28 protein-coding genes are annotated in these 26,713 nt (G+C 66.8%); 16 read left to right on the top strand and 12 right to left on the bottom strand.

Annotation, left to right across the window (positions count from 1 at the left end; translation table 11 throughout):
- Nucleotides 1–73: 73 nt before the first annotated feature.
- The 3 genes from ACV7NL_RS08690 to rimP form a co-directional block, all read right to left on the bottom strand.
- Nucleotides 74–820, bottom strand: coding sequence for an RNA-binding protein (locus tag ACV7NL_RS08690; RefSeq protein WP_463355424.1), 747 nt, complete (start codon nucleotides 818–820; stop codon nucleotides 74–76).
- Nucleotides 821–895: 75 nt separating this feature from the next.
- Nucleotides 896–2,503, bottom strand: a complete 1,608-nt coding sequence (nusA, locus tag ACV7NL_RS08695) for a transcription termination factor NusA (RefSeq protein ID WP_463355425.1) — start codon at nucleotides 2,501–2,503, stop codon at nucleotides 896–898.
- An 85-nt stretch (nucleotides 2,504–2,588) separates the two neighbouring features.
- Nucleotides 2,589–3,392 (bottom strand): ribosome maturation factor RimP, encoded by an 804-nt coding sequence (gene rimP / locus ACV7NL_RS08700; RefSeq protein WP_056484303.1) that lies wholly within the window; start codon nucleotides 3,390–3,392, stop codon nucleotides 2,589–2,591.
- A gap of 246 nt (nucleotides 3,393–3,638) precedes the next feature.
- Here rimP and ACV7NL_RS08705 point away from each other — a divergent pair, with 246 nt between their 5' ends.
- A complete protein-coding gene (locus tag ACV7NL_RS08705) occupies nucleotides 3,639–4,286 on the top strand; it encodes a CatB-related O-acetyltransferase (protein WP_463355426.1) in 648 nt (215 codons plus the stop codon).
- A 248-nt stretch (nucleotides 4,287–4,534) separates the two neighbouring features.
- Here the strand turns inward: ACV7NL_RS08705 and ACV7NL_RS08710 are convergent, their stop codons facing one another.
- Nucleotides 4,535–5,569 carry an aspartate-semialdehyde dehydrogenase gene (locus ACV7NL_RS08710; protein ID WP_056179713.1) on the bottom strand — a complete coding sequence of 345 codons (1,035 nt, stop codon included), beginning with the start codon at nucleotides 5,567–5,569 and terminating at the stop codon, nucleotides 4,535–4,537.
- Nucleotides 5,570–5,834: 265 nt separating this feature from the next.
- A complete protein-coding gene (locus ACV7NL_RS08715) occupies nucleotides 5,835–6,848 on the bottom strand; it encodes an LLM class flavin-dependent oxidoreductase (protein ID WP_463355427.1) in 1,014 nt (337 codons plus the stop codon).
- 527 nt (nucleotides 6,849–7,375) lie between these two features.
- Between ACV7NL_RS08715 and ACV7NL_RS08720 the strand changes: the two genes are divergently transcribed.
- On the top strand, nucleotides 7,376–8,044 hold the full coding sequence (locus ACV7NL_RS08720; RefSeq protein WP_463355428.1) for a hypothetical protein: 669 nt from the start codon (nucleotides 7,376–7,378) through the stop codon (nucleotides 8,042–8,044).
- A 141-nt stretch (nucleotides 8,045–8,185) separates the two neighbouring features.
- A complete protein-coding gene (locus ACV7NL_RS08725; protein ID WP_056179719.1) occupies nucleotides 8,186–8,593 on the top strand; it encodes a hypothetical protein in 408 nt (135 codons plus the stop codon).
- A gap of 129 nt (nucleotides 8,594–8,722) precedes the next feature.
- Here ACV7NL_RS08725 and leuB read toward each other — a convergent pair whose 3' ends face one another.
- Both leuB and ACV7NL_RS08735 read right to left on the bottom strand, forming a co-directional pair.
- Complete coding sequence (leuB, locus tag ACV7NL_RS08730; RefSeq protein WP_247635572.1) at nucleotides 8,723–9,829, bottom strand: 3-isopropylmalate dehydrogenase; 1,107 nt, start codon at nucleotides 9,827–9,829, stop codon at nucleotides 8,723–8,725.
- A gap of 105 nt (nucleotides 9,830–9,934) precedes the next feature.
- Complete coding sequence (locus ACV7NL_RS08735) at nucleotides 9,935–10,897, bottom strand: polyprenyl synthetase family protein (protein WP_247635571.1); 963 nt, start codon at nucleotides 10,895–10,897, stop codon at nucleotides 9,935–9,937.
- Between ACV7NL_RS08735 and mtgA the strand changes: the two genes are divergently transcribed.
- The 4 genes from mtgA to ACV7NL_RS08755 all read left to right on the top strand — a co-directional run bounded on the left by mtgA (nucleotide 10,896) and on the right by ACV7NL_RS08755 (nucleotide 14,131).
- Nucleotides 10,896–11,711: a monofunctional biosynthetic peptidoglycan transglycosylase gene (gene mtgA / locus ACV7NL_RS08740; RefSeq protein ID WP_463355429.1), complete on the top strand. Its 816-nt coding sequence runs from the start codon at nucleotides 10,896–10,898 to the stop codon at nucleotides 11,709–11,711. The genes ACV7NL_RS08735 and mtgA overlap by 2 nt on opposite strands.
- Nucleotides 11,712–11,828: 117 nt before the next feature.
- Nucleotides 11,829–12,395, top strand: coding sequence for a hypothetical protein (locus ACV7NL_RS08745; protein ID WP_056179730.1), 567 nt, complete (start codon nucleotides 11,829–11,831; stop codon nucleotides 12,393–12,395).
- 78 nt (nucleotides 12,396–12,473) lie between these two features.
- Nucleotides 12,474–13,238, top strand: coding sequence for a histidine phosphatase family protein (locus ACV7NL_RS08750; protein ID WP_463355430.1), 765 nt, complete (start codon nucleotides 12,474–12,476; stop codon nucleotides 13,236–13,238).
- Nucleotides 13,235–14,131 (top strand): NAD(P)H-hydrate dehydratase, encoded by an 897-nt coding sequence (locus ACV7NL_RS08755; RefSeq protein WP_463355431.1) that lies wholly within the window; start codon nucleotides 13,235–13,237, stop codon nucleotides 14,129–14,131. The genes ACV7NL_RS08750 and ACV7NL_RS08755 overlap by 4 nt, the downstream gene beginning before the upstream one ends.
- A gap of 58 nt (nucleotides 14,132–14,189) precedes the next feature.
- On the opposite strand, the gene ACV7NL_RS08760 is transcribed toward ACV7NL_RS08755, so the two are convergent.
- Entirely contained in the window at nucleotides 14,190–15,431 is a 1,242-nt protein-coding gene (locus ACV7NL_RS08760; RefSeq protein WP_056179739.1) for an argininosuccinate synthase, read from the bottom strand.
- 194 nt (nucleotides 15,432–15,625) lie between these two features.
- On the opposite strand from ACV7NL_RS08760, the gene ACV7NL_RS08765 reads away from it, so the two are divergent.
- The 8 genes from ACV7NL_RS08765 to atpC all read left to right on the top strand — a co-directional run bounded on the left by ACV7NL_RS08765 (nucleotide 15,626) and on the right by atpC (nucleotide 22,713).
- Nucleotides 15,626–16,252, top strand: coding sequence for a 2-hydroxychromene-2-carboxylate isomerase (locus tag ACV7NL_RS08765; RefSeq protein ID WP_056179743.1), 627 nt, complete (start codon nucleotides 15,626–15,628; stop codon nucleotides 16,250–16,252).
- 79 nt (nucleotides 16,253–16,331) lie between these two features.
- The gene (locus ACV7NL_RS08770) at nucleotides 16,332–17,042 is read left to right on the top strand and encodes a DsbA family protein (protein WP_463355432.1); all 711 of its coding nucleotides are present in this window, start codon (nucleotides 16,332–16,334) and stop codon (nucleotides 17,040–17,042) included.
- A 260-nt stretch (nucleotides 17,043–17,302) separates the two neighbouring features.
- Entirely contained in the window at nucleotides 17,303–17,875 is a 573-nt protein-coding gene (locus ACV7NL_RS08775) for a F0F1 ATP synthase subunit delta (RefSeq protein ID WP_463355433.1), read from the top strand.
- Between the two features lie 70 nt (nucleotides 17,876–17,945).
- Complete coding sequence (gene atpA, locus ACV7NL_RS08780) at nucleotides 17,946–19,475, top strand: F0F1 ATP synthase subunit alpha (RefSeq protein WP_056179751.1); 1,530 nt, start codon at nucleotides 17,946–17,948, stop codon at nucleotides 19,473–19,475.
- Nucleotides 19,476–19,594: 119 nt separating this feature from the next.
- Nucleotides 19,595–20,470: a F0F1 ATP synthase subunit gamma gene (locus ACV7NL_RS08785; RefSeq protein WP_056179754.1), complete on the top strand. Its 876-nt coding sequence runs from the start codon at nucleotides 19,595–19,597 to the stop codon at nucleotides 20,468–20,470.
- 45 nt (nucleotides 20,471–20,515) lie between these two features.
- Nucleotides 20,516–21,976 carry a F0F1 ATP synthase subunit beta gene (gene atpD, locus ACV7NL_RS08790; protein WP_463355434.1) on the top strand — a complete coding sequence of 487 codons (1,461 nt, stop codon included), beginning with the start codon at nucleotides 20,516–20,518 and terminating at the stop codon, nucleotides 21,974–21,976.
- A gap of 4 nt (nucleotides 21,977–21,980) precedes the next feature.
- Nucleotides 21,981–22,229, top strand: coding sequence for a hypothetical protein (locus tag ACV7NL_RS08795; RefSeq protein ID WP_463355435.1), 249 nt, complete (start codon nucleotides 21,981–21,983; stop codon nucleotides 22,227–22,229).
- Nucleotides 22,230–22,311: 82 nt separating this feature from the next.
- Nucleotides 22,312–22,713 (top strand): ATP synthase F1 subunit epsilon, encoded by a 402-nt coding sequence (gene atpC / locus ACV7NL_RS08800; RefSeq protein WP_056179765.1) that lies wholly within the window; start codon nucleotides 22,312–22,314, stop codon nucleotides 22,711–22,713.
- Nucleotides 22,714–22,716: 3 nt separating this feature from the next.
- Here the strand turns inward: atpC and ACV7NL_RS08805 are convergent, their stop codons facing one another.
- Genes ACV7NL_RS08805 through ACV7NL_RS08820 form a run of 4 tightly spaced genes read right to left on the bottom strand, consistent with a single transcriptional unit; the run spans nucleotide 22,717 to nucleotide 25,476 of the window.
- Nucleotides 22,717–23,970, bottom strand: coding sequence for a CCA tRNA nucleotidyltransferase (locus ACV7NL_RS08805; RefSeq protein ID WP_463355436.1), 1,254 nt, complete (start codon nucleotides 23,968–23,970; stop codon nucleotides 22,717–22,719).
- On the bottom strand, nucleotides 23,967–24,368 hold the full coding sequence (locus tag ACV7NL_RS08810; protein ID WP_463355437.1) for a DUF6111 family protein: 402 nt from the start codon (nucleotides 24,366–24,368) through the stop codon (nucleotides 23,967–23,969). Before ACV7NL_RS08810 ends, ACV7NL_RS08805 begins: the two co-directional genes overlap by 4 nt.
- Entirely contained in the window at nucleotides 24,260–24,901 is a 642-nt protein-coding gene (locus tag ACV7NL_RS08815; protein ID WP_056179775.1) for a CoA pyrophosphatase, read from the bottom strand. Before ACV7NL_RS08815 ends, ACV7NL_RS08810 begins: the two co-directional genes overlap by 109 nt.
- The gene (locus tag ACV7NL_RS08820) at nucleotides 24,898–25,476 is read right to left on the bottom strand and encodes a DUF1285 domain-containing protein (RefSeq protein ID WP_056180105.1); all 579 of its coding nucleotides are present in this window, start codon (nucleotides 25,474–25,476) and stop codon (nucleotides 24,898–24,900) included. The genes ACV7NL_RS08815 and ACV7NL_RS08820 overlap by 4 nt, the downstream gene beginning before the upstream one ends.
- Before the next feature lie 230 nt (nucleotides 25,477–25,706).
- On the opposite strand from ACV7NL_RS08820, the gene ACV7NL_RS08825 reads away from it, so the two are divergent.
- Nucleotides 25,707–26,711, top strand: coding sequence for an AAA family ATPase (locus ACV7NL_RS08825; RefSeq protein WP_056484350.1), 1,005 nt, complete (start codon nucleotides 25,707–25,709; stop codon nucleotides 26,709–26,711).
- The last annotated feature ends 2 nt before the right edge of the window (nucleotides 26,712–26,713 follow it).

Genomic DNA, 26,713 nt, shown 5'->3' on the forward strand with positions numbered 1-26,713 from the left:
TCAGTCCAAACCCTGAGGGTTTCCATCGTCCCGTGAACCGGCAAACTGATGTGCGCCGGGTAAATCCGTGATCTCAGTCGTCGTGCAGATCGGAAACGGTCTGCCCATCGCGGGCGGGACCAGCCTCCTCGGCCGTCGTCGCCAAACCCTCGAAAGAGCGGAGCCGACGCCAACGCGCAAGGCAGCCGGAACCTCCGACTCCTGCGACGAGAGCCGCGTGTATCACATGATCCCGACCCAAGGCCATGTCCAATTCTTCGTTGGACAGGTCATCAATGACGGGAATGCCCGATATGGCACTGCCATGCCGCCTGTGCAATGCCGCGACGATCTTCCGACGACCATCGGCGCTCCCGTCTGAGGCCTGGATCACCGCTGAAACCCCGGCCTTGTCGCCAATGGCCGATTCGACCTTGGCAAAGCCTGCGACCACGCACCCCGCCTTATTCGCCAACGACAGCGATTGGCGCAGATCCGCTCGCAGCGCTTCGGCGACTCGATCTGCCAGATCGGGCGCCGCTGCGGCATCCTTGGTCTTGAAGGCGCGTTGAAAGGCGCGGCGCTTCACGGCCTCATTCACGACAGACCGGGTGGGTGTCAGCCACGCGCCGCGCCCCGGCAGGCGCGCTCGCAGATCCGGCACGACGCTCCCGTCCGGCCCGAGGACAAAGCGGATCAGACTGCTCGGCGCCTGCGCAACACGCGTGACGAGGCATGTCCGCAGAGCATTGGCCCGACCACGCCCGACGCCCGCATCGAGCAGCGCGCTCGAATCGGCCTCGGTTCCAGTCTCATCTCCATCTGCGCGTTGGCCCATCATGCGGTGCGCACGTCTCCCCATCGTCACAACACATCCCCGCGAACGTCGATCGCGGGGATGACCAAATCCGAAGGGTCAGGCCGATGCCTGCTCCTCTCGATCCGTCTCGGGTGCCTCGCCGTCCGACTCGGTGGGAGCTTCGATCCAGCCCACACGGACACGCGCGGCCATCACCATCGCCTCAGCTTCGGCTCGTGAAACCTCGAAGCCGTCGAGGTAGCCCGCATGCCGCTTGGCCTCGGGGCCGCGCCCTTCGGTGTAGCCGACGAGATCGTCGGTGGCGCAGCCCGCCAGATCCTCGATCGTCTTCACGTCGTTCTCGCCGAGGGCCACCAGCATCGGGGTGGTGATGCCGTCGATCTCGCGCAGTTCGTCCTGGACTCCGAGTTCCTGGCGCTTGGCATCGAACTCCGATTCGACCCGGGCGAGATGATCCTGGGCGCGGGCCTGGATCTCGGTGCCACTCTCCTCATCGAGGCCCTGGATGTTGGCGAGTTCGCCCGGCTCGACGTAGGCGATTTCCTCCACGTTGCGGAATCCCTCCGCAGCCAGGAGCTGGCCCACGGTCTCGTCGACATCGAGAGCTTCCATGAACACGGCAGTCCGCTCGGCGAATTCCTTCTGCCGGCGCTCGGATTCTTCAGCCTCGGTCAGGATGTCGATGTCCCAGCCGGTGAGCTGCGAGGCGAGGCGCACGTTCTGGCCGCGACGACCGATGGCCAGCGAGAGCTGGTCGTCCGGTACCACCACCTCGATTCGGTCGGCCTCCTCGTCGAGCACGACCTTCACGACTTCCGCCGGCTGCAAGGCGTTAACGATGAAGGTCGCCTGATCCTCGGACCACGGGATGATGTCGATCTTCTCGCCCTGAAGCTCGCCGACCACTGCCTGGACGCGGGAGCCGCGCATACCGACACAGGCGCCGACCGGATCGATCGACCCGTCGCGTGAGATCACCGCGATCTTGGCGCGCGAGCCCGGATCGCGGGCGACCGCCTTCACCTCGACGATGCCGTCGTAGATCTCCGGCACTTCCTGGCCGAACAGCTTGGCCATGAACTGCGGGTGCGAGCGCGACAGGAAGATCTGCGGCCCGCGCACTTCGCGGCGGACGTCGAACAGGTAGGAGCGGATGCGGTCGCCTGGGCGGAAGGTCTCGCGCGGAATCATCTCGTCGCGCCGGACGATACCCTCGCCGCGGCCGAGATCGACGATGACGTTGCCGTACTCGACCCGCTTCACGAGCCCGTTCACGACCTCGCCGATCCGGTCCTTGTACTCATCGAACTGCCGGTCGCGCTCGGCGTCGCGCACTTTCTGGACGATGACCTGCTTGGCCGACTGGGCGGCGACCCGGCCGAAGTCGAACGGCGGCAGGGTGTCGGAGATGACGTCGCCGACGAGGGCGCCGGGGTTGTAGCGGCGGGCCTGGTCCAGGGTCACCTCACGGGCGTCGTTCTCGACCTGCTCCACCACCACGAGGTGGCGCGACAAGCGCAGAGCGCCGGTCTTGGGGTCGATCTCGGCATGCACGTCCGTTTCGGCGCCATAGCGGGAGCGGGCCGCCTTCGCGATGGCTTCCTCCATCGCATCGATGACGATGGAACGGTCGATCACTTTCTCGCGGGCAACCGCTTCGGCGATCTGCAGGAGTTCGAGCCTGTTGGCGCTGACGACGGCCATCGGTTTTCGTCCTTCTCTTCGTCGGATGTCGTTCACGTCCGCGGCCCCGGGCCGGCTTGCGGCTGCGCGGGGACGGATGACAAAACTAGTGCAGCTTGCCGTCGTCCTTCACCCGCACCGCCTTGGTGCGGACGGGCTTCGCCTTGTTCCGGGCCTTGATGGCGAGACTTTCCTCGGTCTCGACTTTCACGGGCTTCGGCCTCTGCGACGCCTTGGGCTTCAGGGGACGGGAAACTTTCTTCTTCGGCGGGGCGGGAGCCGGTTCGGCCTCGGCTTCGAACGCAGCTTCGTCCGCGTCAGCATCGTCATCCTCGTCCTCAAGGACCGGGGGGCCGCCCCGTCGAAGGGATTCGCGGACAAGCTCGTCGGTGAGGACCAGGTAGGCGTCGCCGAGGTCGCGCAGCGGCAGGTCGATGCGGCTTGGAAGGCCCTCTTTCACGTCGGGCAGATCGATCGGCACGGTGACCCCGTCAGGGTTCGGTGCACCGATGATGCCCCGGAAGCGCTTGCGGCCGTCCATCGGCACGGCGAGTTCGATCTTCGCTTCGTAGCCGGCCCATCGGGCGAAATCGACGGCCCGCACCAGGGGCCGGTCGATCCCCGGCGACGAGACCTCCAGGTAATAGGCCTTGCCCACAGGGTCGTCGAGGTCGAGGAGCGGCGAGATCGCCCGGCTCACCGCCTCGCAATCGTCCACCGTCATGGTGCCATCCGGTCGCTCGGCCATGATCTGCACCGTGCAGCCATTGGCGCTCGACACCTTCACCCGGACAACCCGGTAGCCCAGACCCTGGATCGAGGCCTCGATGACCTGCACCACCCGCGCGGCCACGCCCGTCTCGGTGATGAGGCGTTTTTCGGTGAGGTCGCTGTTGAAGTTGTCCGCCATGCTGCGCTTGAAGTCCGGCCTTGTCCGAGGCGTTCCGGCGCGGGCGACGTTGCGGCAATAAAAAAGAGCGGACCCGGTGGGGCCCACTCCCGAACCGCAGTCTCACAACTGCAACCAGAACTGATGACGTCAAAGTAGGCTGGTTTGCCGCATTTTTCAAGCGATTTCGATCAAGGGGTTTCGGTGGTTTGTCGCTCCGGTATCCTGGGGCGGACTGGGTGAAAGCTCAAGCGCAGGAATCACTCGATGCCCCACGATCCACGCTTCGGCCCCGACCCAAACGTGCTTCACCCCGTGCCGGGACACCCACGGATCACCTTCATCCGCAACCTAGACCTGCCGCCCAATATCGAAGTCGGCGCCTACACCTATTACGACGATCCTGAAGGCCCACAGGCCTTTCTCGACAACATCCTCTATCATTTCGCCTTCCGAGGCGATCGGCTGAGCATCGGACGGTTCTGCGCCATCGCGGCAGGTACCCACTTCCTCATGAATGGCGGAAATCACCGCCTCGCGGCACCCTCGACCTATCCCTTCGTGATCTTCGGGGGGACATGGGCCGGCCGCTTCGGGGAAGAGGCCACCTTTCCAAGTCGTGGAGATACAGTGGTCGGCCATGACGTTTGGCTCGGCTACGATTGCACCCTCTTGCCGGGCGTCACCATCGGGAACGGTGCTGTCGTAGCGGCAAAATCCGTCGTCACCCGCGATGTGCCGCCTTATGCCATTGTCGCTGGCAATCCGGCCACCCTCGTGCGGATGCGTGTGCCTCCAGAGGTCGCTGAACGTCTGCAAGCTCTGGCGTGGTGGGATTGGGATGCGGCACGGATCACGCGGTATTTGCCGGCGATCAGCGGTGGGGATGTGGCAGCGTTGGAAGCCAGCGCCTGAATTCCAAATCACCTCCAAATGAAGTTACAAATCCCAGCCTGGAATTGGGAATTCTTTTGGAATTTCAGGTCTTCGTTTCCTGCGTGTTCAGGCGCTTTGACTGCCGGAATACATTTCCAGAACGTATTTGGTGAATCTTTCGAAATCAGATCCCTGCGTCGGCTAATGAAAAACGCCGCCCCTCGGGGGGGACGGCGTGTTCGGATCGGAGAGATAGCCGATCGATCTGATTTCAGGAGCCGTCTGGGTCAGGCAGCCGCTTGCGCCCGCTTCAACAGCTTCCGGTTCACCAGCATCTCGGCGATCTGCACGGTGTTGAGCGCCGCGCCCTTGCGCAGATTGTCGGAGACGCACCAGAAGGCGAGCCCGTTCTCCACCGTGGCGTCCTCGCGGATGCGGGAGACGTAGGTGGCATCCTCGCCGGCGGCCTCGTGCGGGGTCATGTAGCCGCCGGGCTCGCGCTTATCGACCACCATGATGCCCGGAGCCGAGCGCAGGATCGCGGTGGCCTGCTCGGCCGTGATCGGGCGCTCGAACTCGACGTTCACTGCCTCGGCATGGCCGATGAACACCGGCACCCGCACGGCGGTGGCGGTCAGCTTGATCTTGGGATCGAGCATCTTCTTGGTCTCGGCGACCATCTTCCACTCTTCCTTCGTGTAGCCGTCCTCCATGAACACATCGATGTGCGGGATGACGTTGAAGGCGATGCGCTTGGGGAACTTCTCCGCCTTGATCTCGCCGGCGGTGAAGACCGAGCGGGTCTGCTGGAAGAGCTCGTCCATAGCGTCCTTGCCGGCGCCGGAGACCGACTGGTAGGTCGCCACCACCACGCGCTTGATCGTCGCCGCGTCATGCAAAGGCTTGAGGGCGACCACGAGCTGCGCCGTGGAGCAGTTCGGATTGGCGATGATGTTGAGCTTGGAGAAGCCGTTGATGGCGTCCGGGTTCACCTCGGGCACGATCAGCGGCACGTCCTGATGGTAGCGGAAGGCCGACGAGTTATCGATGACCACGCAGCCGGTCTGGCCGATGCGCGGCGACCACTCCTTGGAGGTCTCGCCGCCGGCCGACATCAGGCAGATATCGGTATCGGAGAAATCGTAGGTATCGAGAGCCTTCACCTTCAGAATCTTGTCGCCGAAGGACACCTCCTGGCCGGCCGAGCGGCGCGACGCGATCGCCACCACCTCGTCCGCCGGAAAGGCGCGCTCGGACAGGATGTCCAGCATCTCGCGGCCCACATTGCCCGTGGCACCCACGACGGCGACCTTGTAACCCATTGCTCAAACACTCCGCTCTTGCGTGCACCGAGGACCGAGGCGCCGCTCACCCCTCTGGCGAGCCGCCGCGGCCGGGTTCGGCACCGATGTTCAGCCTCCCTGCCGCGCACCGGACCATCGCCGATGGCCGGCGGCCTGCCGGCCTCGGAGGTGCGCGAGCCCGAATCGACCCGCTGATGCGGCACACGCCGCATCGCAGCATGATTCGCCAAGCGCGGGAGCAAGACGCCTCGTCCCCGCTGCTGTCAAGGGTAGGCCGAGGCCTTCACGCCACAAGGCTGGCCGGGCGTTGCGCCAGCGCGTCCCGCGCTTCGGCCAGGATCGTATAGGATCGTTGCCGCGCCGCCGGATCGTGGATCGCCGAGGCGACCATGATCTCGTCGGCACCGGTCTCCGCCACGAGATCGGCGAGGCCCCGACGGATCGTTTCCGGCGACCCGACGAGGGAGCGTGCCAGCATCCGCGAGGCCTGGGCCTTTTCGTGTGGCGCCCAATACGCCTCGATATCGGCGATGGGTGGACGCAGCAGCCCACGCGTCCCGCGGACCAGATTGGTGAATTGCTGCTGCGCCGATGTGAACAGCCGGCGCGCTTCACCGTCGGTGTCCGCCGCAACGATGTTGAGGCCGATCATGGCATGCGGCCGGCTCGCCTGTTCGGACGGCTGGAAGCGGTCCCGGTAGGTGGCGAGGGCCGGCAGGAGCTGGTCAGGCGCGAAATGCGAGGCGAAGGCATAGGGAAGCCCGAGCATCGCGGCGAGCTGCGCGCCGTAGAGGCTCGAGCCGAGGATCCACAGTGGCACCCGGAGCCCCGTGCCCGGCACGGCCTGCACAGCTTGGCCGGGCTTCAGCTCGCCGAACAGAGCCTGCACTTCGAGCACGTCCTGCGGAAAGGTATCGGCCGCTTCGCCCGAGCGCCGCAGGGCCCGCGTGGTACGCGGATCGGTGCCGGGCGCGCGGCCGAGGCCGAGGTCGATACGGCCGGGAAACAGCGTTTCAAGGGTGCCGAACTGTTCGGCAATCACCAACGGAGCATGGTTCGGCAGCATGATGCCACCGGCCCCGACCCGAATCGTCGACGTGCCGGCCGCCACATGGCCAATGACCACCGCCGTCGCTGCGCTGGCGACACCCACCATGTTGTGGTGTTCGGCGAGCCAGAAGCGCCGATAGCCGAGCCCTTCGACGTGACGGGCCAGTGCCACACTGTTGCGCAGGGCATCGGCCGGCGTTGCGCCGTCGGGCACGAGGGCAAGGTCGAGAACGGAGAGGGGGATCATGTATTCCTTCTGACTCATCGCGGCGGTGCCCCTTGCTGTCAGATCGCGACGGTCCCGCACCGGCGCAAGCCGGGGCCGGCATGTGCTGTCGGCATGGGTCGGCATCCGGGTCGATACCGGCGATTCACCTTAGCGGCGGAAATCCCGAGGGCCGGAGCGATCCGGAAACCCGACCTTGGTCGGTCCGGCTTCACCATCGCTCTCGGAGGGCGGGCTTTCTGCCAGAGAACCCCCGCCGCCAGAGCCCCCCGCCGCCAGAGCCCCCCGCCGCCAGAGAACCCCGGATATCGATGCGAACCGAGCCCGACTTCGAGCGAACACGTGACGTGGGTCAGACGAGGGGCCGCCACGATCCTCTGACGTCAGTCGGTGCGGGTCGATTGAGCCAGAGTCCGGTCACGCTGCTGAAGCGCGCAGGACAGCTTTCAGCGGCGATCATAACCATTGCGGCACTCAGCGTCCTCGCGCGTGAGGGCCGGCCGGGTCCGGTCGATCCCTCAATCGAGTCGCAGATCGGATCGCCTTTCGTGCCGACGGTGGCACAGGCTGCTAGGCCGGCGATCCCAGTCGCGCTCTCCGAACCTCGTTTTCGCCTGGATGATCCCGATGCGCTGGAGGCGCCGCGCGCCGAGACGGCACGGCTCAACCCTGCGACCGGGCGGCGCGAGGACGTGCTCGTCCAGGGCGGGTTCGATATCATCGAGGCACCCTACCTCCGCCTCACCCTCACGGAAACGCCGGAGCCGGAGACAGGTCCGCGTCTGTTCGTAACGTTGGCGCGTCGCGCTGCGGACGGGCAGGGGCTCGCCGTGATTCGAACCGGTGAGCATGGGACGATCGCCACCAAGTTCGGCCTCGTCGAGACCCTCGACCTGACCCTCGGGCGCGAGGGCAGGCGCAACTGCACCGGCTTCGCAACCCTCGAGCCCGGTGCACTCCGTCTCGACGGCTGGCTCTGCGCCCCGCTTGGTCAGGCTCCCGAGCCCCGGGCCGTCGCCTGCGCTCTCGATCGGATCAGCCTCAATGGCCAGCCTTCATCCGCTCTTGAAAGCACCTTTGCGACCACCGAGGCGCGGCGCGAGCCCGGTTGTGGCCCGCGCGTCGTCGCAATGAAGAATGCCGATCGGGATGTCGGCGGCGAAACCGGATCGATCCTCGCCCGTCGGCCGCGAAAAGCGCCTGACACGAAAAAATGAGGCCAAACTGCGGCAATCTTGAGAAGCGCGGCCATAAGGTGGGAACCTCGGCTGCGTTGGCACGTCTTCCCCGCATACAGAGAGCCGTGTTTCTTAAGAAAGCGCGGCTTACAAGTCTCACAGCTTCAACGAAGGTGCGTCATGCGCTCTGTCTCGATTGCCCTGATGGGTGCCCTCACTCTCGCAGCCGTCGGCGCGAACACCGCCGCCGAGGCCCAGGGCCGCTACGCGCCCGCCGGCTACCGCGTGAGCCAGCCGCTTCCGATCCGCATCCGCCCGCGCAGCTGGCTCGACGCCGGCAACGTGGTCGAAGCCAATAACGGCTCGGTCAGCAACCCGGCGACGAACCCCCAGTTCATCACCGCCAGCTACCTGAATTCTCCGCCCTACGGCCGAAACGATCGCTTCGGCGGCGGCATTCTGCCCGACCCGATCACCAATGGCCCGTTCGTCGGCGCCCGCTCCAGCGCGATCCGCAACGTCGATTTTTCGGCCGTCGACGCGATCGATCCGACCTCCTACGTGTCGCGTTTCGGCAACCCCTACTAAGCCGAAACTCACTGCTGGATCTTTGACGGGCCCCTTTCGGGGCCCGTTTTCGTTTGTCGGCGAAGGCTCTCCTGACGCGCCAGTGCCGACCTGCTAGGGCGCGGCGACCGTTGACTCAGGCGAAGGCCCTCATGCGACGGCGTGCCTGAGCTCGCGGATGATCGCGTCGCCCATCTCGGTGGTGCTGATCGACGTCGCGCCCTCCGCGGCGATGTCTCGGGTGCGCGCGCCCGAAGCCAGGGTTCGAGTGATGGCTGCTTCGAGCAGGTCGGCGGCTTCGCCAAGACCAAAGGAGTAGCGCAGGCACATCGCGAGCGAGCCGATCATCGCGATGGGGTTCGCGTAGCCCTTGCCGGCGATGTCGGGGGCCGAGCCGTGCACCGGCTCGTAAAGCGCCTTGCGGCTGCCCTTGGCGTCGACGGCGCCCAGTGAGGCGGAGGGCAACATGCCGAGGGAGCCGGTGAGCATTGCGGCGACGTCCGAAAGCACATCGCCGAACAGGTTGTCGGTGACGAGGACGTCGTACTGCTTGGGCCGGCGCACCAGCTGCATCGCGCAATTGTCGGCGAGCACGTGCTCGAGACTGACGTCGCTATACTCGGCGTGCACCCGGGTGACGACCTCTTTCCACAGGACACCCGACTTCATCACGTTGTGCTTCTCGGCCGAAGCGACCCGGCCGGAGCGCTTGCGGGCGAGGTCGAACGCCACGTGGGCGATCCGCTCGATCTCGGCCGTGGTGTAGACCTGCGTGTCGACGGCGCGCTTCGAGCCATCGGGCAGCACCGTGATCTCCTTCGGCTCGCCGAAATAGACGCCACCTGTGAGCTCGCGCACGATCATCATGTCGAGGCCCTCGACCAGCTCGCGCTTGAGGGCGGAGGCGTCGGCCAGGGCCGGGTAGCAGATCGCCGGCCGCAGGTTCGCGAAGAGGCCGAGATCCTTGCGCAGTCGCAGCAGGCCGGCTTCCGGGCGAATCTCATAGCGCACGTCCGCCCATTTCGGGCCGCCGACCGCACCCAGCAGGATGGCGTCGGCGGCATCCGCCCGGGCCAGCGCGTCATCCGTGAGGGGAACTCCGTGCGCATCGATGGCGGCACCACCGACAAGGTCGCGCTCGATCTCGAACGTGGCAAGGCCCAGCTCACCGAGGGCACCGATCACCTTCTCGACTTCAGCCATTACCTCGGGGCCGATGCCGTCGCCGGGGAGGAGGAGGAGCTTGTAGGCGGTCATGGATCAACTCGCAGTCGTTGGTCGAAGAATTCGTGTCCACCTCCGGGAGGACGCGATCGCGGCATAAAGTGCGTGACGCCGAGGAAGGCCCGGAGATGTCCGGCGTCAGACCTTGCGCGCCACCGTGAAGCGCGCCGCTTGGCGCAGGGTCTCCGCCTTGTCGCCCCAGGCGGCCACGGCTGCGTCGCAGACCCCGACGAGGCGGTCGCACTCGGCGCGTGCGCCCTCAACGCCGAGGCGGTCGACCAGGGTCGCCTTACCGGCGTCCTTGTCCTTGCCGGTGGCCTTGCCCATGGCCTCGGCCGAAGCCTCACGGTCGAGGATGTCGTCGGCGATCTGGAAAGCCTGACCGAGGGCGTGGCCGTAGCGCAGCAGCGCCGTGCGCTGGTCCGGGGTCGCACCGCCGACGATGGCACCAGCCTCCACTGAGAAGGCCAGGATCGCCCCGGTCTTCATCGCCTGGAGCTGCAACGTGTCATCGACCCCCAGGGAGACAGGACCGAAACGTCCCTCGGCGCCAAGGTCGAGCAGCTGGCCGCCGACCATTCCGCCAAGGCCCGAGGCCTTGGCGAGGCCGAGCACCAAGTCGGCGCGCACGGTTGGATCGGGCTGCCAGGTGGCATCGGCCAGGATCTCGAAGGCCAGGGTCTGGAGCGCATCGCCCACCAGGATGGCGGTGGCTTCGTCATAGGCTTTGTGCACCGTGGGCTTGCCGCGGCGCATGTCGTCGTCGTCCATGGCCGGCATGTCGTCGTGAACCAGCGAGTAGCAGTGGACCAGTTCGATGCCCGACCCGGCCGCAAGGGCGCCGGCATCCGAGCCGCCCAGCATCCGCGCCGTCTCGATGGCGAGGAATGGGCGCAAGCGCTTGCCGCCGCCGAGCACCGCGTGGCGCATCGCCTCCATCAGGCGCACCGGCCGGGCGATCTCGCCAGCCTGAGTCTCCGGCGTCAGGCGCTCGGCCAGGAACGACTCCACCGTGTCGGCGGCCGCCGCAAGCCTGTGGGAAAAGGCCTCGACCGGGGCATCCGCCTTGACCGAAGCGTGGGATCCTTGCGTTGAGGTCATGTTCGGTCGGGCCTTCGGTCAGACAGGGTCGTGTCGTGGGCAGGAGGTTCGAATTCAGGACGAGAATGAGAGCCCGGAGCGGCCGCTTCGGCAGATTTCGGCGCGTGCGCTACCGGTGCGCGCTGCATCCGGTATGAAACGGAGCGGCGCGGCACGGCGGATCGTCAACCGCCTATTGCTCCTCCCCGTCATCGCTCTGGCCCTCTTGGTGTCGCTTGCGCTCGTCTATAGTGCGCTGACCCCGCCCTCAACCCTGATGCTTGGCCGATGGTTGACGCTGCGCCCCGTCGACCGGCAGGCGATCGCCCTTGATGCCATTTCGCCCCACCTCGTCCAGGCCGTCATCGCCTCCGAGGATCAGCGCTACTGCCTGCACGATGGCGTGGACTGGGGCGCCCTGCGGGATGTCGTCGATGACGAGGAGGGCCCGAGCCGCGGAGCCTCGACGATCCCGATGCAGACGGTGAAGAATGTTTTTCTGTGGCCGGGCCGATCGGTCATTCGCAAAGCGCTGGAAATTCCCCTGGCCCTCATCGCCGACACGCTGTGGGGCAAGCGCCGTACGTTGGAGATCTACCTCAACATCGCCGAGTGGGGGGAGGGGGTGTTCGGAGCGGAAGCGGCGGCACAGCGCTGGTTCGGCAAGTCCGCCCGCGCCCTCACGCGTGGTGAGGCGGCGCTGCTGGCCGCGGTGCTGCCCAATCCCATCCTGCGCAATCCGGCGATGCCATCACGCGGCGTGCGGGCGCAAGCGGCCCGCATCCAGGCTCGCATGAATGGCGTCTCGGGGTTGATGGGATGCCTGAAGCGGTAGCCCGCGGCGATGGGATCAGGTACCTGCCGGCCATTCCTCGCCCGCGACCCGCGACAGTCCCGTCGGGTCGACGGCCATGACGGGCGCCCTCGCGGCCCCACGCGCGAAAGACCGACGATGACCCAGCCGATGCTCGAACTGACCCTGGAGCGCATCGCGCTGATTCGTCGGATGGTGATCGCGTGGAATTCCGAAGGTGTCGGCGCGCCGATCGTCCATCCCGATGCGCCCTACGGGAGCACCGACCGGGACGAGGACATCTTCAACGTGACCGGCGATGACGATGGGGCCGACGAGGAGCATCGGGCCTTGGGCGAGGCGCTTGCGGTGTTCACCGCCAACGCGATCCTGAAGCCGGGGCGCTACGCCTATCACAACACGCTGGCCAAGCTGGCGTCAGACGATGTCGGCGACGTATTTCGGGACGCGGCCACCGGCGAGACGCCCGAGCATGTCACCTTCGACGTGACCGCCGAACAGGTGGCCCGGGTCCATGCCCTCGCGATTCGCTGGGATACCGCTCGCGACGTGCCGGCGGTCGACACCAACGCTCCGTATGGCCCAGGCACCGCGCTGCCCGCCGAGCACCGCGAAATGCAGCCGGTGCTCCAGATCTTCCTGCGCTACGCCGACCTTGGGCCGGGCGACTTCGTCCGGAGCGACGCGGGCTGGCAGCCGGCGTGAGGGGCGGGAACGACGCAGGGGCGAACGGGTCGGGTACAGGAACGTTGCCGAGGTGAACCAAGCCGAGGAACGTGACGGATGCTGCAACGCTGGCCGAGCCGGATCTGGATCGTTCGACATGGCGAGAGTGCCGGCAACGTTGCGCGCGACGCGGCAGCTAAGGCAGGTCTGGCTCGGATCGACATTGCGGAACGTGATGTCGACGTTGCGTTGAGTGAGCGCGGTCACCGCCAGGCCGAAGCCCTCGGGCGCTGGTTCGCCGAGATGCCCGATTCCCAGCGTCCGAATGTCGTTTTGACGTCACCCTATCGTCGCGCCCAGCAGACCGTTGCGGGGATTCGCCAGGCTGGCGGCATCGCGTCGGACGCTCCCGAGGACTACGTCGACGAGCGGCTTCGTGAAAAGGAGCTGGGCCTACTCGATCGCCTGACTCGAACCGGGATCGAGGATCTTTACCCGGAGCAGGCCGAACTCCGCGCCCGCCTCGGCAAGTTCTACTATCGTCCGACCTGCGGCGAGAGTTGGTGTGACGTCATCCTGCGCCTGCGCGGCGCAATGGATACGGTTTCGCTGCATCACGGCGAGAAGCGTGTCCTAATCGTCGCCCATCAGGTCGTGGTGCTCTGCCTGCGCTACCTCATCGAGAATCTCAGCGAAGCGGAGATCCTGGGTATCGACGCGGAGGCTGACGTCCGGAACTGCTCCGTCACCGAATATGCCTTCCAGGCCGAGCCGGGCTCGACGGGGCGGATGCACCTCCAGCGCTACAACTTCGTCGCCCCGGTGCAGCGGGCCGGCGCTCCCGTCACCGCCGAACCCTCGCCGATGGAGGACGTGCGATGACCGGGATCGAACTCGACGACGCGTGCCTGCGCCAGCGCCCGCTGCCGACCCCTGAGGCGGGAAGCAAGGACGATCGCGGCAGCGTCCTCGTCCTCGGCGGCTGCGCCGAGGTGCCGGGCGCGGTCTTCCTGGCCGGCGTGGCGGCCCTGCGCGCCGGAGCCGGCAAGCTGAAGATCGCGTCGGTACGGAGCGTCGCCGTTGCGATGGCTCTGGCCGTCCCCGAGGCCATGGTGATCGGCCTCCCCGAGACGGAGGACGGCGAGATCGAAGCCGAAGCGGCGGCACCCCGCATCGACAAGGCGGCCAAACGCTGCGACGCGGTGCTGCTCGGCCCTGGCATGAACACCTGCGACCTCACCGCGATGCTGGTCCGCACCCTCCTGGCGGAGCAGAACGCCACCGCCTACGTTCTCGACGCCGGCGCGATCTGCGGCCTCGGCGCCCACGCGGAGACCGTGCGAAGCCTGACGTGCCCGCCGGTCCTCACGCCCCATGCCGGCGAAATGGCGCAACTCCTCGATTGGGAGCGCGAAGCGGTGGAGGTCGAGCCCCTGAAGGCGGCACGGCAGGCGGCGGAGATGCTGCGGGCCGTGGTGATCATGAAGGGCGCCGAGAGCTGGATCGTCGCCCCTGACGGAGCGCACTGGCACTACAGTGGCGGCGGCGTCGGCCTCGCGACCTCCGGGTCCGGTGACGTTCTGGCGGGGATCATCGCCGGCATCCTGGCGCGGGGCGCCGATCCCGTCACGGCGGCTCTGTGGGGGGTCTACCTCCACGGTGAGGCGGGTGCTTGGCTTGCGAGATCGGTTGGGCCGATGGGCTTCCTGGCCCGGGAGATCTCAGGAGAAGTCCCGCGAATTCTGCAGGGCTTCTCGGTGAGCCGGGCCGAGTAGCCGAGTACCCTCGGGCCGGAGTCTCTCAGCAGGGAGGCCCCGGCCGGTCCGGTTCCGTTCAGCCCCCGAGCTTCTTCTTCCGCTGGGCCAATGTACGCAGGCGCAGGGCGTTAAGCTTGATGAAGCCCGCCGCATCGCGATGGTCGTAGGCGACGGCGCCCTCCTCGAACGTGACGAGGTCCTGGTCGTAGAGCGAGTTCGGGCTGGTGCGTCCGATCACGTGGACGCCGCCCTTGTAGAGTTTCAGACGGACTTCACCGGTGACCATCTCCTGGCTCTTGTCGATCAGGGCCTGTAGCATCTCGCGCTCCGGGCTGAACCAGAAGCCGTTGTAGATCAGCTCCGCGTATTGCGGCATGAGTTGGTCCTTCAGGTGCGCGGCACCCCGGTCCAGCGTGATCGACTCGATGGCGCGGTGGGCCGGCAACAGGATGGTGCCGCCGGGCGTCTCGTACATGCCGCGGCTCTTCATGCCGACGAAGCGGTTTTCCACGAGGTCGAGCCGGCCGATACCGTTGTCGTGGCCGAGCTGATTCAGCTTGGCGAGCAGGCTCGCGGGCGACAGGCGTTCGCCGTCAATGGAGACCGCATCGCCCGTTTCGAAGCCGATCGTGATGATGGTCGGCGTGTCGGGAGCCTCCTCCGGCGAGATCGTCCGTGAGTAGACGTAGTCGGGAACCTCGTCGGCTGGGTCCTCCAGAACCTTGCCCTCGGACGAGGCATGCAGGAGATTGGCATCGACGGAGAAGGGGCTCTCGCCGCGCTTGTCCTTCGAGATCGGAATCTGGTGCTGCTCCGCGAAGGCGATGAGCTGCTCGCGGCTTTTCAGGTCCCATTCCCGCCAGGGGGCGATGACCGTCACGTCGGGCTTGAGCGCGTAATAGCCCAGCTCGAACCGGACCTGGTCATTGCCCTTGCCGGTGGCGCCGTGACAGACGGCGTCCGCACCCAGCCGCTCGGCGATCTCGATCTGCTTCTTGGCGATCAACGGCCGGGCGATGGAGGTACCGAGGAGGTAGACGCCCTCATAGACGGCGTTGGCCCGGAACATCGGGAACACGTAGTCGCGTACGAACTCCTCGCGCAGGTCCTCGATGAAGATGTTTTCGGGCTTGATGCCGAGCAGTTCCGCTTTCTTGCGGGCGGGTTCCAACTCCTCGCCCTGACCCAGATCGGCCGTGAAGGTGATGACCTCGCATCCATAGGTGGTCTGGAGCCACTTGAGGATGATCGAGGTGTCGAGCCCCCCCGAATAGGCGAGCACGACCTTGTTGACGGGCTTCGGGTTCGCGTCGGTCATGGGGCTCGCTTTGCGTTCGGAGTTTGGATTGCGGCGGCTTATCAGCGGAGCGCGGGGCCGTGCAACCGCCGTGCCGCCGGGCGCGTTCGCTCGAGGTAATTGTGGCCGGTGAAGACCATGTCGCGCGACCGCCTTGTGGCGAGCCAAGCGTCGGGCGACACTCAAGACCATTCTCGACCCCGGAGATTCGACGCATGCCGCGCAGGCCGACCCTCGAATTCTGGTACGAGTTCGCGTCCACTTATTCCTATCTGTCGGCGATGCGGATCGAAGCCCTGGGAGAGGCCGTCGGCGTGGAGATCCGCTGGCGGCCCTTCCTGGTAGGGCCCATTTTCGCGGCGCAGGGTTGGAACTCCTCGCCCTTCAACCTCTACGCCGCCAAGGGCCGCCATATGTGGCGCGACGTCGAGCGCGAAGCCGCCCGGCAGGGTCTGCCTCCGGTCAAGCGACCTGATCCTTTCCCCCAGAACAGTCTCAGCGCCACGCGCGCGGCCACCTATGGCATGGATTACGAGTGGCTCGTGCCGTTCTCGAAGGCCGTCTACGAGAGTCAGTTCGCCCGCGGGCAGTCCATCGCCGAACCGCCGGCCGTGGTGTCGCTCCTCAACGGGCTCGGCCTCGACGGAACCATCATCCTGAAGCAGGCGGCCGCCGAGACCAACAAGGGTCGCCTGCGCGTCAACGGGGAGGAGGCGCGCTCGCGCGGCATCTTCGGCGCACCGACTTTCCTGACCAACGATGGCGAGTTGTTCTGGGGCAACGACCGTCTGGAGCAGGCCCTGGCCTGGGCCGCCGGCGATCGGCCCGGCGCCATGCGTTGAGGCGTGCCGCTGGCGGTCCGGCGCCAGCGGGTCTAGAAGCCGGGCGGTTTTTCGTCTCCCCCGCTTCCAGGGCCGCCCCATGAGCTTCGCGTTCCCGCGCCTCGACCGCCGGCGTTTCCTCCTCGCCTCCGCGGGCCTCTCCGCCGGAATTGGGTCCGTCGGTGCCGCTCTGGCTCAAGGATACGGTCAGGCGTTCAAGGTGGAGAACGACGAGGGCCGCCCCATCGCCAACATGCGCCTGCCAGGCGAGATCGTCGGCGAGATCCCCGCCCTGCGCGGGGTCACGTATATCGGTCCGGCCGAGGCCGAGACCACGCTGTATGAGTTCTTCGACTACAACTGCCCCTATTGCCGGAAGGCAGCGGCCGACATGGTCTCCCTCAGCGAGAGCGACCCGTCGCTGCGGATCGGCCTGATCAACAACCCCATTCTCGCGGTCCAGTCGGCCCAGGCCGCCAAGGTCGCTCTCGCGATCCAGCGCAAGCTCGGGTCGGCTGCCACCTGGAATCTGTACCGAACGCTGCTCGCTAGGCCGGGTAAGATCGACGGTCCGGCCGCCCTGCAGGCGGCGGCCAAACTCGGCGTGGCAGCGACGGAGATCGAGAGCATCGCCGACAGCGAAGACGTCCGGCTCGCGCTCAAGGCGCAGATGCGGATGGCAGCAGATCTCGGCCTCGCGGCGACGCCCTCCTACGTACTCGGCAACACCGGCCTTCTCGGCCATCCGGGCCCGAAGGCCCTGGCCCGGATGATCGCCGCCACCCGGCGCTGCGACCGGATCGCCTGCTGACGGCGCGGCCTCACCTTTGCCACCGTTTGCCCCCATCGGAACGGGGTTCGGCATGTCGCGTTGCACAACGCATCGGCGCAAGTTCCGTCGTCTTGCGCCCCCCGGACACGCATGCTAGGCCCTCGCCGCGCCGGAAGGGCGGGCTTTTCATGGTCCGCGCAGACCGGCACGTTCCCAATCCTGACGGTTTCGCAAGCCCGCGCCCAACAACGGTGCGACAAGGCCGGAGCCCTCAGGCAGGATTGAAGAGAGAGCGGCGCGTGGCGCAGAACGGTTCCGAGGCGGGTTCCCCGGTTGCAGGCGTAGCGGCGCGTTACGCGTCGGCCTTGTTTGAACTGGCGCGTGATGAGCGCGACATCGATGGTGTCGCGGCGAGCCTCGATCAGTTCGACGCTATGCTGAAGGAGAGCGCCGACCTGCGCCGCTTCGTGCGCAGCCCGGTCTTCTCCGGCGCCGAGCAGGAAGCTGCCATTGTCGCCCTCCTGGAGAAGTCCGGCATCGGCGGTCTGGGTGGCAACTTCATCCGTCTCGCGGCCTCCAATCGTCGTCTCTTCGCGTTGCCGGACATGATCCGCGGCTTCCGCGCCCTGGTGCGGGAATCGAAGGGCATCGTGCGAGCCGAGGTCACTGTCGCCGAGCGTCCTTCGGACGCTGTGATCGAAGACATCAAGGCCTCTCTTCGCGACGTCGCCAAGTCGGAGATCGACCTGGACCTACGCATCGACCCCAGCCTGATCGGTGGCCTCGTGGTCAAGATCGGCAGCCGCATGGTGGACGCCTCCCTGCGCACCAAGCTCAATGGAATTCGCCTTGCGATGCGGGAAGCCCGGTAAGGGCCTTCCAGGCCCGACTGCTTCCCGTTCCTGACCCCAATCAATCAATCTAAAGACAAGAGGCCCGACGATGGATATCCGCGCCGCCGAGATCTCCGCGATCCTGAAGGATCAGATCAAGAACTTCGGCCAGGAAGCCGAAGTCACCGAGGTCGGTCAGGTTCTGTCCGTCGGTGACGGCATCGCCCGCGCCTACGGCCTCGACAGCGTCCAGGCCGGCGAGATGGTCGAGTTCGAGTCGGGCGTGCGCGGCATGGCTCTCAACCTCGAGCAGGACAACGTCGGCATCGTGATCTTCGGGTCCGACCGCGACATCAAGGAAGGCCAGACCGTCAAGCGCACCGGCGCCATCGTCGACGTACCGGTCGGCAAGGCGCTGCTCGGCCGCGTCGTCGACGCGCTCGGCAACCCCATCGACGGCAAGGGTCCCATCGCCACCACCGAGCGTCGTCGCGTTGACGTGAAGGCCCCGGGCATCATCCCGCGCAAGTCGGTGCATGAGCCGATGGCCACCGGCCTCAAGGCCATCGATGCCCTGATCCCCGTCGGCCGCGGCCAGCGCGAGCTGATCATCGGCGATCGCCAGACCGGCAAGACCGCCATCGCCCTCGACACCATTCTGAACCAGAAGCCGGCCCATGCCGGCACCGACGAGAACGCCAAGCTCTATTGCGTCTACGTCGCCATCGGCCAGAAGCGCTCCACCGTCGCCCAGTTCGTGAAGTCGCTGGAAGACAACGGTGCGCTCGAGTACTCGATCGTCATCGCCGCCACCGCCTCCGACGCCGCGCCGATGCAGTTCATCGCGCCTTTCGCCGGGTGCGCCATGGGCGAGTATTTCCGCGACAACGGCATGCATGCCGTGATCGTGTATGACGATCTCTCCAAGCAGGCCGTGGCCTACCGCCAGATGTCTCTGCTCCTGCGCCGCCCGCCGGGCCGCGAGGCTTACCCGGGCGACGTGTTCTACCTGCACTCGCGTCTGCTCGAGCGCGCCGCCAAGATGGGCGACGCTGCCGGTAACGGCTCGCTGACCGCGCTGCCGGTCATCGAAACCCAGGCCAACGACGTCTCGGCCTACATTCCCACCAACGTGATCTCGATCACCGACGGTCAGATCTTCCTTGAGACCGATCTGTTCTACCAGGGCATCCGTCCGGCAGTGAACGTCGGCCTCTCGGTTTCCCGCGTCGGCTCGTCGGCCCAGACGAAGGCGATGAAGAAGGTCGCCGGCAAGATCAAAGGCGAGCTCGCGCAGTACCGCGAAATGGCCGCGTTCGCGCAGTTCGGCTCGGATCTCGACGCCTCGACCCAGAAGCTCCTGAACCGTGGTTCGCGCCTGACAGAACTCCTCAAGCAGCCGCAGTTCTCGCCGCTGAAGATGGAAGAGCAGGTTGCGGTGATCTATGCCGGCGTGAACGGGTACCTCGACACCCTGCCGCTGAACAAGGTTCGCCCCTTCGAGGACGCTCTGCTCTCGGCCCTCCGGACCAAGCACGCCGACCTTCTCACCAAAATCCGCGACTCGAAGGATCTGTCGGACGACAGCGCCAAGACGCTGAAGGGCGTCGTCGAAAGCGTCGCCAAGTCGCTCGCCTGAGGCGCGCCACGAAAGCGAAACCGGCCGCCCCAGGGTGGCCGGATCTCAGTGAGAGCAGGCGCCCGGGTCGTTCGGGCGTCTCGCCTTGAGCGGCAGCGGATGGATCTGGAAGTCACCCCATGGCGAGTTTGAAGGATCTGCGGAACCGCATCACTTCGGTGAAGGGCACGCAGAAGATCACCAAGGCGATGCAGATGGTCGCCGCCGCCAAGCTGCGGCGGGCCCAGATGGCTGCCGAAAGCGCGCGCCCCTACGCCGAGAAGATGTCCCAGGTTCTCGGAAACCTCGCGGCCAACCTGGTGGGCGGCGTCCAGGGTCCCCGGCTCCTCTCTGGAACCGGTTCTGAGAAGACGCACCTGCTCGTCGTGTGCACGGCCGATCGCGGCCTGTGCGGCGGTTTCAACTCCTCGATTGCACGTCTCGCTCGCGACCACGCCCGTAGGCTGGCGGCCGAAGGCAAGACGGTGAAGATCATCACCGTCGGCAAGAAGGGCTACGACCTGCTCCGTCGCCAGTTCCGTGACGAGATCATCGAGAACCGCGATCTGCGCGGCAACAAGGCGGTCGATTACGAGTTCGCTGCCGAGATCGCCAACAGCATCATCGCCCGCTTCGATGCCGGTGAATTCGATGTTGCGACCCTGTTCTACTCGCGCTTCCGCTCGGTGATCTCGCAGATTCCGACCGCCCAGAAGCTGATCCCGGCCGAGCTACCTGAGACGGGTGCCACCGCACCCGACGCTGCGCTCCAGTTCGAGCCGAGCGAGGAGGCGATCCTCGATACGCTGCTTCCGCGCAACCTGACCGTTCAGGTGTTCCGGGCACTCCTCGAGAACGCCGCCTCCGAGCAGGGCGCCCGCACGGGTGCCATGGATTCCGCCACGCGCAACGCCGGCGAGATGATCAAGAAGCAGACGCAGATCTACAACCGGACGCGTCAGGCCATGATCACCAAGGAACTCATCGAGATCATCTCGGGCGCCGAAGCGCTCTAAGCGCACCTGACGCCCTGACCACACCATTTTCAAAGGACCCGTAACATGGCGAACACCGCTCTCCCCGGCGCCGGCTCAAGCAAGGTCGGCAAGATCACCCAGGTCATCGGCCCCGTGGTCGACGTTCACTTCGACGGCCACCTGCCCGAGATCCTGAACGCCCTGGAGACCAAGAACAACGGCAGCCGCCTCGTTCTCGAGGTCGCAATGCAGCTTGGCGAGAGCACCGTGCGCTGCATCGCCATGGACACCTCGGAAGGTCTGGTCCGCGGCCAGGAGGTCACCGACACCGGCGAGGCCATCAAGGTTCCGGTCGGCTTCAAAACCCTCGGCCGCATCATGAACGTCATCGGCGAGCCGATCGACGAGGCCGGCCCGATCCAGTCTGACACGCTCCGCGCCATCCACCAGCCGGCCCCCGCCTATTCCGAGCAGTCCACCGAGTCGCAGATCCTGGTCACCGGCATCAAGGTGGTCGACCTGCTCGCTCCCTACGCCAAGGGCGGAAAGATCGGCCTGTTCGGCGGCGCCGGCGTTGGCAAGACCGTGCTGATCATGGAGCTGATCAACAACATCGCCAAGGTTCACTCCGGCTACTCGGTCTTCGCCGGCGTCGGTGAGCGCACCCGCGAGGGCAACGATCTCTACCACGAGATGATCGAGTCCAAGGTGAACATGGACCCGAAGGAGCACAACGGCTCGGCGGAAGGCTCCAAGTGCGCCCTGGTCTATGGCCAGATGAACGAGTCCCCCGGCGCCCGCTCGCGCGTCGCGCTCACCGGCTTGACCATCGCGGAAGACTTCCGCGACCAGGGTCAGGACGTGCTGTTCTTCGTGGACAACATCTTCCGCTTCACGCAGGCCGGCTCGGAAGTGTCGGCGCTGCTCGGCCGCATCCCGTCGGCGGTGGGCTATCAGCCGACGCTCGCCACCGACATGGGCGCCCTGCAGGAGCGCATCACCACCACCACCAAGGGCTCGATCACCTCGGTGCAGGCCATCTACGTGCCGGCCGACGATCTGACCGATCCGGCGCCTGCCGCCTCGTTCGCCCACCTCGACGCCACCACCGTGCTGTCGCGCTCGATCGCCGAGAAGGGCATCTACCCGGCCGTGGATCCGCTGGACTCCACCTCGCGCATGCTCAACCCCGCCGTTCTCGGCGAGGAGCATTACGACGTCGCTCGCCGCGTCCAGCAGACCCTGCAGCGTTACAAGGCCCTTCAGGACATCATTGCGATCCTAGGCATGGATGAGCTTTCGGAAGAGGACAAGCTGACCGTCGCCCGCGCCCGCAAGATCGAGCGCTTCTTCTCGCAGCCCTTCTCGGTGGCCGAGATCTTCACCGGCTCGCCGGGCATCCAGGTCCCGCTGGCGGACACGATCAAGGGCTTCAAGGGCCTCGTGAACGGCGACTACGACGACCTGCCGGAGGCGGCGTTCTACATGGTCGGCACGATCGAGGATGCCAAGGAAAAGGCGAAGAAGATCGCTGCGGCGGCTTGAGGTCTTGAACGCCAAGATCGTTCTGCTGCTGGTCGGTCTCGTGGTCGGCGGTCTGGCCGGGTATCTCACCCGGCCCGAGGCTGCCGAGATCAGGATCGGCTCGTTCAGCCTCGAAGTTCAGGGAGATGCGCCGGCCGGTACGCGCGGCGGCTCCCTGACCACGGGTCAGATGCAGCATATCGGCATCTTCGCCGTCATCGGTGCGGTGCTGGGCCTCGGGATCGGCTTCGTTGCCGATCGTCGCGGCGCCTGACGACGAAGCGGACGGCGCGCGCCACCGAGGCATGGCGCGCCGTCACTCCACACAGACACCCCGAGCCGGGATCCTCGACCACATGGCCACCTTCCAGTTCGATTTCGTCGGCCCTGAGCGGACCGTATATTCCGGCCCGATCGAGGCGGTTCAGCTGCCCGGTGTCGAGGGTGAAATGACCGTTCTCCCCGGCCACGCCCCCGTGCTCACGGCGCTCAAAGTCGGCGTGATCGTGATCAACGAGGTTGGTCACACCGGTAAGCGCGTTCTCGTCCGCGGCGGTTTCGCCGATATCGGCCCGACCTCGGTGACGGTCATCGCGGAGCGGGCGAACCCATTCGAGGAAATCACGCAGGAATCCCTCGACCGTGACATCGAGGCGATCGAAATGCTGCGTGATGCCACCGAGGACTTCGCCCGCAAGGACGAGTTGACCGGTCAGATCGTCCAGCTTCGCGACGCCAAGGTCGCCCTCAACTTCTAGCGCCTACGCGGTCGCGCGCGCGAGCAGATCGTCGCGCGCGGCTTCGCCCTCGGGGCATCCGCGTTCGAGCCAAAGGTCGCGCGCTTTCACGAGGCGACGGCCGATCTCCGGCCCCGGCCGTACCCCGCGCGCCACCAGATCGGCTCCCGTGAGCGGAAGCCTCGGCGCCGCCACTCGCCCAGCCTCCACATCGTCGAGATACGTTGTGGCGTCCGGTGACCACACCGAAGGGCCTTCGCCGCGGGTCACCCGTCGGGCCAGGGCCAGTGCCGCCGTGGAGTGGCACGCGGCAAGCCGGCGGATCTCACGGAAATCGATCACGACACGACCATGCAGGGCGGCCACCGCACTGGCATAGTCCGTGAGGGCAGCCTGCTCTGCCTTTGAGAGCCGCAGCGCCAGTCCGAGGCGTTCGGTATCGGCGGCGGAGAACACCGCCAGGGCCGCCAGCCTGTCGATCCCCGCGTTGTCGGACCCGTCCTTAACGACGCGGTTGAACCGGCCGAGATCGCCGAGACCCCCGATCAGGCGCATCAGCAAGCCGGTCTCGCTCAGGGTTTCGATGGCAGCCGTTGCTCCCGGCGCCCGCAGCAGATTCAAGAACTCCGCGCGGACCCGCTCGCGCGACAGGCCATCCAGGGCATCCCGCGCTTCGATGCAGGCCGCGAGCCCCTCCGGGTCGGGGCGACCTGCCCCGTAGCGGGCATGAAACCGGAAGAAGCGCAGGATGCGCAGGGCGTCTTCGCGGATGCGCGTCCGAGCCTCACCGATGAATCGGACGCGCCCGGCTCGAAGGTCATCCACCCCGCCTGTCGTATCATGCAGCCGGCCCTCGGCATCGAGGGAAAGCGCGTTGATGGTGAAGTCCCGGCGCTGGGCATCCAGAGCGAAATCCCGGCCGAACCGGACCACGGCGTGGCGCCCATCGGTCTCCACATCCTCACGCAGGGTGGTGACCTCGAAGGTGGTGTCACCGACGAGCAGCGTCACGGTGCCATGCTCGATGCCGGTCGGGATCGCCCGAAGTCCAGCGCGCTCGGCGCACGCGATCACGTCGTTCGGCTGCAGCGTGGTGGCGAGGTCGATGTCGTCGCCGATGCGCCCGAGCAGCGCATCGCGGACGCAGCCGCCCACGAGGCGGGTCGCCTCTCCGTCCCGCGTCAGGGCTGTGAGCACCCGTCCAACACCGGGCCGCTTGAGGAGATGCGCGAGCCCTCGGGTGTCGTGGGCTGCTGAATGGAACGCCTGCTCGCTCACTGGAACCGACCGGGCACGACCTGTCCGTTCTCTAGGTGAGGTGGGACGTAGCCCCCGCGATGCCGCTCGCTGAAGAGCCCGATCGCGACCAAGGAGAGGATGACGAGGCCGAGGCCGGCCAGAGTCAACCGGAAGGCCTGTCCGGTCCAATGGGCGCGGTCATAGGGCTTGCGCCCGGTGATCGCGAGAAAGAACGCGAAGACAAGGAACGGCGAGAGGAAAATCAGGAATTCTTCGAGGACGCGACGAATCATGAGACTCTTTTGAAGTGGACGATCTGAACGCCGGGTCAGGGGTAGAGCCGCTCTTGGAGGTTGTTCAGAATTCCGGCGGTCACCCCCCAGATCCGGTACGGCCCATACAGGGTGACATAGTAACGCCGCCGGCGTCCGCGCCATTCCGCGCTCTCGATGCGGCGCTGTGTCCGATCGAGGAGGTGCGCCAGCGGAACCTCGAAGGTCGCGGCGACCTCGTCGGGGTTCAGGTTCAGGCGCGCCTCCGGGTCAACCAGTCCGAGGACCGGGACGACCAGGAAGCCGGTGGCCGACAGATACGGATCAAGATAACCCAGCACCCGGATCGCATCGGCTGTCAGGCCGACTTCTTCCCGCGCCTCGCGCAGGGCGGCATCGGCCGGAGTCGGATCGTCGGCGTCGATCTTGCCGCCCGGAAACGCGATCTGGCCCGAATGGTCGCGCAGGTGCGCGGCGCGCACGGTGAACAGGACGCTCGGCCCCGTGGCGCGGGGCAGCACCGGTACCAGCACCGCGGCGCGCCGATGGGGCGGCCCCGGCACCACGGCGTCATCGGCGCCATCGAGGTCGTGGTCGCCGCGGGGGTTCGCCGTCGGGTCACCCTCGCCCGGCGGTTCGAAGGACAGGTGGTCGGCGGCCCGGGCGAGGAGGTCCGTCAGCGCGACGTCGTGCGTCATGCGCTCTCGGCGGGCGCGATGCGGTGGAAGAGGCCGCCGGCCTCGACGCCGAGCCAACCTTCACGGTCCTCGGCGAGCGCCAACAGGTCGTAGGTCAGCGCCCGGGTGAGCAGGGCCCATAGATCCCGGCGGACATGGACATAGGGGCGCAGGCCTCCGGCAGCATCCTGCGCGAACCGCAAGCCGTGGTCGGCACCCACCGGGACCAGATCGTCGACATTGGTGCGGAAAGCGATACGCCGGTCGGGACCGTCGCCCTCGATGGCCATCTCGACGGCCACGAACGGCGCGTCTTCGACCGTGATGCCGACGCTCTCGACGGGGGTGACCAGCACGAAGCTGCCGTCGGGCTCGCGCCGCAGGATCGAGGCGAAGAGTTTGACCAGGGCAGGCCGGCGAATCGGAGCGCCGTCGTGGTGCCAGGTGCCATCGGCAGCAATCCGCATGTCGATGGCGCCGCAGAAGGGCGGGTTCCAGCGCTCCACCGGCGGCGGGCCGCGCCGCGTCGCGCTCCCGAGGGCGGAACGGAGTCGGTCGATCGTCGGATCTCCGACGGCGGCGGCGGGGTCGGTCATGAACGCTAGATAGCGCATCTGGACAGGGAGAACACGATCCGGCTTCGTGCCTCGCCCGTGAGCCGCTCGCGCAGGACTGAACCCTGCGTCGTCGCGCCGACCTTGCCAGCGTGCGGGAAAGGGCGCCACACTCCCGCGCTGAGGGTCGCTGACAGGCCCGCGCATTGTTCGCGTATTCCCGCGGCACCCGGCCCTCGACGGCCGGCGCCGAGACGCCAGGACCGACACGCATGATCCAGGGCTCCCAGCCGGCCACTCCCCTCGATGACGGCATCGTCGCCACGGCGGAAGCCTGTCTCGGATCGGTGGGGCAGGCGCGCGAGGCGATCCACAAGGTGATTTTCGGCCAGGAGCAGGTGGTCGACCTCGCCCTCATCACAATTCTGGCGGGCGGCCACGGCCTCCTCGTCGGGCTGCCGGGTCTGGCGAAGACGAAGCTCGTCGAGACCCTCGGCACCGTACTCGGGCTCGATGCCCGGCGGGTGCAGTTCACGCCGGACCTGATGCCCTCCGACATCCTCGGCACTGAAATTCTCGACGAGGATGCCGATCGGCACCGCTCGTTCCGTTTCGTCAAAGGGCCGGTCTTCACCCAGCTTCTCATGGCGGACGAGATCAACCGCGCCAGCCCCCGCACCCAATCGGCTTTGCTTCAGGCCATGCAGGAGCATTTCGTCTCGGTGGCGGGCGAACGCCACGATCTGCCGCGACCCTTTCACGTGCTCGCGACCCAGAACCCGATCGAGCAGGAAGGGACCTACCCGCTGCCCGAGGCCCAACTCGATCGGTTCCTCCTCGAGATCGATGTCGGCTATCCCGATCGTGCCGCCGAGCGCCGCATCCTGATCGAGACCACCGGAAGCGACGAACACAAGCCGGTGGCCGTGATGTCCACCGAGGCGCTGTTAACGGCCCAGCGCCTGGTGCGCCGCCTGCCGGTGGGCGACGCAGTGGTCGATGCCATCCTCGACCTCGTGCGTGCCGCGCGGCCGGAGGACGGGGATCCCTCCCTCAAGGGCAAGCTGCTGTGGGGACCGGGTCCACGCGCCAGTCAGGCTCTGACTCTGGCGGTGCGCGCTCGCGCGCTGATAGAGGGACGCGTTGCGCCCTCCGTCGCCGACGTGAAGGCGCTGGCCGAGCCGGTGCTGAAGCACCGCATGGCGCTCAGCTTCGCGGCGCGTGCCGACGGCGAGACCATTTCGGGCCTCATCGCCCAGCTCGCCGGCAAGCTCTAACG

The organism is Methylobacterium sp. Ger2507, from assembly GCF_055231875.1.